The sequence below is a fragment of the Staphylococcus sp. EG-SA-2 genome, assembly GCF_017152085.1.
In genome coordinates this window covers 1-5,622 of the sequence record NZ_JACYHC010000431.1, presented here as the reverse complement: position 1 = coordinate 5,622, position 5,622 = coordinate 1, and the positions used below count along the sequence as shown (strand labels likewise).

Sequence of the window (5,622 nt, the reverse complement as noted above, 5' to 3'; positions counted from 1 at the left end):
GCTGGCGCCTGACTTTTCAAAACTTTTGTTTAATGGGTTACTACGAGTAGTTTCTTGTTTTTTGTTTTTATCTACCATAAAATTCTCACCACCATTCAACGTCTACACTAGTAGGCGTTTTTTGATTTTTTTTAATCCTTTTTCTCGTCACGCTATATAGGTACTTTTAATCGTAATTAAAGCCAAGTTTATTTAAAATCTCTAAATAATCTGACGACTTTGCCCGTAATGTTTACGTCATTTATTTTTGACATTGGGTAGCTTCTATCTTTAATGGTAACGTAATTAGATAATCGCTTTAGGGTAAATGTGTCATCTGAGTTAAATATAATTTCACAAAAATATTCATCAGTCGCAGTTCCGTTTTCAGGACAGTAAACAGTAATTATATCTCTGTCAAAGATAAAGTCCATTACATCATCATCCTGATCTAAAATGTAGCAAACAGTCATATCTTCATTTTCAACTCTTCTTGCGCTATTTATAGTAGTTATTGGTTGTGCAACTAATTTGCCTTTTGCCTCTGTGTATCTTTTTGGAAATTCCACATAATTCATTAAATCGATTGTTTTATTTGTTTCCATATTAGCTCTTCTTTCTTATATTGTTTTATTAGTTAATATTGGCTCCTGGTACTGCGCTAGCACCAGCTCTTGCTTCCTCTTCTTTTCCTTTTTTGTACTCTTCAAAAGCTTTAGCCTGTTCATCTTTAGTCCAGCCAGGCGAAACGACATACTCATCATTTAAATTAGTATTTTGTGAATCGTTTTCATTTATATTTGCAGGAGTATTATTAGATGGATCTGAATTATTATTAAGTTGATTGTTTTGTGATTGGTTTTGATTGTTTGAATTATTTTGTATGCTATTATTAGGTGGATTTTTATCTTCAACTTTTTTCATTTTTTCTTGTTGCGTTTTTGGTTTGCTATCTTTGTGTTTTTGTGTTTGTGACTTTTTATTTTCTTCTTTTTTTGGTTTTTCTTTTTCACCACAAGCTGTTAAAGCTAATGTACTTACTAGTAGCAGTCCGATTACTTTTTTCATATGTATCTCTCCTTTGTTTATATTTCCTTATATTTAAAAACTCTCAACGGCTCAAACGTAATAGAATACTCGCCATAGTGAGTTCCAATACCATATATCTTTTTATATTGTTCTATAGCTTCTAGTATGTATGATTCACTCAACTGCAGATACTCTGACAACTCGTACAAATTACGAACACCGTAGTTGTGAGCTTCTACAATTTCATGTAGCGGTACAGCTGAAGTAAAACCATGTCTACGTGCATAATTTTCAAATTTTCTATTAATCCATTTTGTTTGGTCTAAAATGTTGCCATACGTCAACTTGTGGTGGGCAAGTTCCTCATATAACACTTCTGCTTTACGTACTTCTGATAAATTACGCCTTATATAAATTTTTCCGTTCATATAGCATCCAGGTTGGAAATTTGGAAGCTGGTCAGTTTCTTCTATCTTTATTTTTTCGTTATTTATGCAAAGTTCTTCGTATAATCCCAATATAAACACCCTTTATTTGTCTCTATTTCTAACCCATTCAATGAATCTATTTACTTCTTCAATCTCTTCTTCAGTTAATCCCTCCTTATCAAAATGAGCAGCAATTGTTTCTTGATGTATATCTTTTTTTGATTCAGTAATTCTTGATTTCGGTACATTGAAGTAATCTGCAAGTTGTTGAATTCTTTTAATTCGTGGATATTTAGTTTGTTGAATCCAATTGGAGACTGTAGGTTGAGAAACTCCAATAGCTTCAGCAAGTTCTCTCTGATCAATATTTTTATCATTCATAAGTTCTTGAAGGTTTTCAGATAAAATTTTTCTGACTTTATTATTCTCCATAGTTGTCTCCTTTAATATTACTTAATGTAATATTAACTTACCATAACCGACATTACTTTACAATACTTTTTATAACTTTTTATGAAGAAATATAACTTTATCTGTTGACAAGTAATACAAAGTAATATAAAGTTATACGTGTGAAAGGGAGGTGGACGACATGCCGGAACAATTATCCGTAAGAAAATGGAGACTTGTAAGGGACTTGAAACAGCAAGAAGTAGCAGATATATTGGGCGTCAATGCAAAGACAGTTGGTCATTGGGAAAAGGATGACACTAATTTAAGTAATGTTACAGTTTACGCTTTAGCAAAGTTATATGATATTGAGGTAGACCAGATAAAGGTCTAAATTTTTTGACCTTCGTATAACTTTTTATAACTTTTAGGTAATGTAACAAATGGACATAAACAACTTAAAAGGAGGAACAACAAATGAACGAAGAAAAATTAAAGATGATTCTCTTACTTCTTGAAGATATACCAAGAGACGAATGGAATCGATTAGTAAATGAAGTAAATAATCAATACAGTTACCAAGCTGACAAGGTAGGACTTGCCAGTGATAACTGTCAACAAATAGCAAATAACTATAAGCACTATGGATTTTAAGATGGATAAGGACTATCGTTATTCTTTTCACCTTTAACGTTAATGTCGAAATACAAAACATGATCTAAACTGACAACTCTATCTTTTGGATGAATGATGTGTAGAGTTTTGCTTTCAGCATCTTTTATATGTTCTTGTACTTTAATAACTTCACCATTAATTAAATGTAAATCTAAAGAAGTAACGATTTCTTTATCTAAATATTGAGTGAGCAATCTCTTATGTATACTTATCACCTCCTTAGGTTGATAACAACATTATACACGAAAGGTGGAACAACAAATGAACAAAAAATCAGAAGGGTTAGACATAATCATACCAAGGATTTTCAGAAGAGATCATGCGTCAGTAGAATCTTTAACAGAAAATGAACGTCGACTAAGAAAGGAAATATTAGGAAGTATTAAAAAAGGTGATTACAGCTACTTAGAAATAAACAAAGTTTTCTATGCATTAGATAGAGAACTTCAATACAGAGCGAATAATAACAAACTTTAACATTTATCGAAAGGAGTGATAGAGATGCCAAAAATCATAGTACCACCAACACCAGAAAACACATATAGAGGCGAAGAAAAATTTGTGAAAAAGTTATACGCAACACCTACACAAATCCATCAATTGTTTGGAGTATGTAGAAGTACAGTATACAACTGGTTGAAATATTACCGCAAAGATAATTTAGGTGTAGAAAATTTATACATTGATTATTCACCAACAGGCACTCTGATTAATATTTCTAAATTGGAAGAGTATTTGATCAGAAAGCATAAAAAATGGTATTAGGAGGATATTAAATGAGCGACACATATAAAAGCTACTTAATAGCAGTACTGTGCTTCACAGTCTTAGCGATTGTGCTTATGCCATTGCTGTACTTCACTACAGCATGGTCAATTGCGGGATTCGCAAGTATCGCAACATTCATATACTACAAAGAATACTTTTATGAAGAATAAAAAAACTGCTACTTGCGTCAACAAGTAACAGTGACAAACATTTATCAAAATATACAACTTAATTAAATCAAAATATACGGAGGTAGTCAACTATGGCTGAAAATATTAAAACTGAACAACATTATTACACTAAAGATTTCTCAGGATACAGAAATGAAGAAGATAACTTTGTAGCAAATCAAGAATTGACAGTAACAATCACATTGAACGAGTACAGAAAACTTATTGAAATAAAGGCTGTTAAAGATAAAGAAGAAGATACTTACAGAGGTAAGTATTTTGCGGAAGAAAGAAAAAACGAAAAATTGGAAAAAGAAAATATAAAACTAAAAAACAAAATTTATGAATTACAAAACGAAGAAGATAACGAGGAGGACGAAGAAAACGAGGAGGAAGTCAACAATGACTAAAAAATATAAAGACATGACTCAGGAAGAAGTAAAAGACTTATTATCTGAAAAAAGCGGAGAATTGTATGAATTAGCGAAAGAAATTAAGGGAGAAAGTAAATTTGATATTTTGCTTTTCTCATCAATAGGAGTTATCGACGGAGATTATTTAGCAGGTTCAAGTTCTGTGATTGGTCATACTTTCGATCTTGCTTCCTTATTGGATAGCACTAAGAGTTATAAAGACATTGTCAATGTTCTCCAAATGTGTAAATCACAAAAATTTCACGGTATTGATGATAACAAGGAGGGCTAAAACAATGTATTACAAATTTGGTGAGATAAAAAATAAAATTATCAGCTTTAACGGGTTTGAATTTAAAGTGTCTGCGATGAAAAAACATGACGGTATCAGTATACAAATCAAGGATATGAATAATATTCCACTTAAATCATTTCATGTTGTAGATTTAAGCGAACTATATTTTGCGACGGATGCAATGCGTGACGTTATAAACGAATGGATTGAAGAGAACACAGATGAACAGGACAGACTAATTAACTTAGTCATGAAATGGTAGGAGGATTTAATCAATGGCAATATTAGAAGATATTTTTGAAGAATTAAAACTATTAAATAACAATTTACGTGTGTTAAACACTGAACTATCAACAGTAGATTCATCAATTGTACAAGAGAAAGTTAAAGAAGCACCAATGCCAAAAGAAGAAACAGCTCAACTGGAATCAATTGAAGAAGTTAAGGAAACTTCTGCTGATTTAACTAAAGATTATGTTTTATCAGTAGGAAAAGAGTTCCTTAAAAAAGCAGATACTTCTGATAAGAAAGAATTTAGAAATAAACTTAACGAACTTGGTGCGGATAAGCTATCTACTATCAAAGAAGAGCATTATGAAAAAATTGTTGATTTTATGAATGCGAGAATAAATGCATGAAGCTAGATCACTCAAATAGAGCTCATGCAAAGCTTAGTGCAAGTGGAGCAAAACAATGGCTAAACTGCCCACCGAGTATTAAGGCAAGTGAAGGTATTGCAGATAAAAGTACAGTTTTTGCCGAAGAAGGTACATTCGCCCATGAGTTAAGTGAGTTATATTTCAGCCTTAAATATGAAGGCCTAACACAGTTTGAGTTTAATAAGGCTTTTCAAAATTATAAGAGAAATCAATATTACAGCGAAGAATTGCGTGAATATGTGGAAGAGTATGTAGCTAATGTAGAAGAAAAATATAACGAAGCTTTGAGTAGGGATAATGATGTAATAGCTTTATTTGAAACAAAATTAGATTTAGGTAAATACGTCCCTGAATCTTTTGGAACTGGTGATGTCATTATATTTTCAGGTGGTGTACTTGAAATTATTGACCTTAAATATGGTAAAGGCATTGAAGTTTCAGCTATAGATAATCCTCAACTTAGATTATATGGCTTGGGCGCATATGAACTGCTTAGTTTAATGTATGACATTCATACAATTCGCATGACTATCATACAACCTCGAATAGATAACTTTTCTACTGAAGAGTTACCAATATCAAGATTACTTCAATGGGGAGCCGATTTTGTTAAACCATTAGCCAGACTTGCTTATAACGGTGGAGGAGAGTTTAAAGCAGGTAGTCATTGTAGATTCTGTAAGATAAATCATTCATGTAGAACACGTGCAGAATACATGCAAAATGTGCCTCAAAAGCCACCACATTTGTTAAGTGATGAAGAGATTGCAGAACTTTTATATAAACTGCCTGATATCAAAAAATGGGCTGATGAAG

At 31.9% G+C, this 5,622-nt stretch carries 16 protein-coding genes; 10 read left to right on the top strand and 6 right to left on the bottom strand.

Going from position 1 to position 5,622, the window contains the following annotated elements:
* The 5 genes from IDG60_RS05200 to IDG60_RS05180 all read right to left on the bottom strand — a co-directional run.
* A partial coding sequence (locus IDG60_RS05200) for a hypothetical protein (RefSeq protein ID WP_078100007.1) occupies window positions 1–99 on the bottom strand: 99 nt, incomplete at its 3' end.
* A gap of 89 nt (window positions 100–188) precedes the next feature.
* Entirely contained in the window at window positions 189–584 is a 396-nt protein-coding gene (locus IDG60_RS05195) for a hypothetical protein (RefSeq protein ID WP_000449655.1), read from the bottom strand.
* A 28-nt stretch (window positions 585–612) separates the two neighbouring features.
* Window positions 613–1,047 (bottom strand): hypothetical protein, encoded by a 435-nt coding sequence (locus IDG60_RS05190; RefSeq protein WP_000755718.1) that lies wholly within the window; start codon window positions 1,045–1,047, stop codon window positions 613–615.
* Between the two features lie 17 nt (window positions 1,048–1,064).
* The gene (locus IDG60_RS05185) at window positions 1,065–1,526 is read right to left on the bottom strand and encodes an ImmA/IrrE family metallo-endopeptidase (RefSeq protein WP_000525000.1); all 462 of its coding nucleotides are present in this window, start codon (window positions 1,524–1,526) and stop codon (window positions 1,065–1,067) included.
* Between the two features lie 12 nt (window positions 1,527–1,538).
* Window positions 1,539–1,868 (bottom strand): helix-turn-helix domain-containing protein, encoded by a 330-nt coding sequence (locus tag IDG60_RS05180; protein WP_000429766.1) that lies wholly within the window; start codon window positions 1,866–1,868, stop codon window positions 1,539–1,541.
* Between the two features lie 160 nt (window positions 1,869–2,028).
* Between IDG60_RS05180 and IDG60_RS05175 the strand changes: the two genes are divergently transcribed.
* Window positions 2,029–2,220 carry a helix-turn-helix transcriptional regulator gene (locus IDG60_RS05175; RefSeq protein WP_001115060.1) on the top strand — a complete coding sequence of 64 codons (192 nt, stop codon included), beginning with the start codon at window positions 2,029–2,031 and terminating at the stop codon, window positions 2,218–2,220.
* An 83-nt stretch (window positions 2,221–2,303) separates the two neighbouring features.
* A complete protein-coding gene (locus tag IDG60_RS05170) occupies window positions 2,304–2,480 on the top strand; it encodes a hypothetical protein (protein WP_001001356.1) in 177 nt (58 codons plus the stop codon).
* Here IDG60_RS05170 and IDG60_RS05165 read toward each other — a convergent pair.
* Window positions 2,477–2,695 (bottom strand): hypothetical protein, encoded by a 219-nt coding sequence (locus IDG60_RS05165; protein ID WP_000957729.1) that lies wholly within the window; start codon window positions 2,693–2,695, stop codon window positions 2,477–2,479. The two genes, IDG60_RS05170 and IDG60_RS05165, sit on opposite strands and share 4 nt — an antisense overlap.
* A 67-nt stretch (window positions 2,696–2,762) precedes the next feature.
* Here IDG60_RS05165 and IDG60_RS05160 point away from each other — a divergent pair, with 67 nt between their 5' ends.
* The 8 genes from IDG60_RS05160 to IDG60_RS05125 form a co-directional block, all read left to right on the top strand.
* Window positions 2,763–2,978 carry a hypothetical protein gene (locus tag IDG60_RS05160; protein ID WP_001036299.1) on the top strand — a complete coding sequence of 72 codons (216 nt, stop codon included), beginning with the start codon at window positions 2,763–2,765 and terminating at the stop codon, window positions 2,976–2,978.
* A gap of 24 nt (window positions 2,979–3,002) precedes the next feature.
* Window positions 3,003–3,266, top strand: coding sequence for a helix-turn-helix domain-containing protein (locus IDG60_RS05155; RefSeq protein WP_001124198.1), 264 nt, complete (start codon window positions 3,003–3,005; stop codon window positions 3,264–3,266).
* 11 nt (window positions 3,267–3,277) lie between these two features.
* Window positions 3,278–3,439, top strand: a complete 162-nt coding sequence (locus IDG60_RS05150; protein ID WP_001285951.1) for a DUF1270 domain-containing protein — start codon at window positions 3,278–3,280, stop codon at window positions 3,437–3,439.
* A 92-nt stretch (window positions 3,440–3,531) separates the two neighbouring features.
* Window positions 3,532–3,849 carry a hypothetical protein gene (locus tag IDG60_RS05145; RefSeq protein ID WP_000829612.1) on the top strand — a complete coding sequence of 106 codons (318 nt, stop codon included), beginning with the start codon at window positions 3,532–3,534 and terminating at the stop codon, window positions 3,847–3,849.
* Window positions 3,842–4,144: a DUF2482 family protein gene (locus IDG60_RS05140; RefSeq protein ID WP_000163431.1), complete on the top strand. Its 303-nt coding sequence runs from the start codon at window positions 3,842–3,844 to the stop codon at window positions 4,142–4,144. The genes IDG60_RS05145 and IDG60_RS05140 overlap by 8 nt, the downstream gene beginning before the upstream one ends.
* Before the next feature lie 4 nt (window positions 4,145–4,148).
* The gene (locus IDG60_RS05135) at window positions 4,149–4,409 is read left to right on the top strand and encodes a DUF1108 family protein (protein ID WP_000291481.1); all 261 of its coding nucleotides are present in this window, start codon (window positions 4,149–4,151) and stop codon (window positions 4,407–4,409) included.
* A gap of 13 nt (window positions 4,410–4,422) precedes the next feature.
* Window positions 4,423–4,785 carry a hypothetical protein gene (locus tag IDG60_RS05130; RefSeq protein ID WP_000985979.1) on the top strand — a complete coding sequence of 121 codons (363 nt, stop codon included), beginning with the start codon at window positions 4,423–4,425 and terminating at the stop codon, window positions 4,783–4,785.
* Window positions 4,782–5,622 (top strand): DUF2800 domain-containing protein (locus IDG60_RS05125; RefSeq protein WP_206160541.1); only part of this gene is annotated, 841 nt, incomplete at its 3' end. The genes IDG60_RS05130 and IDG60_RS05125, both read left to right, overlap by 4 nt.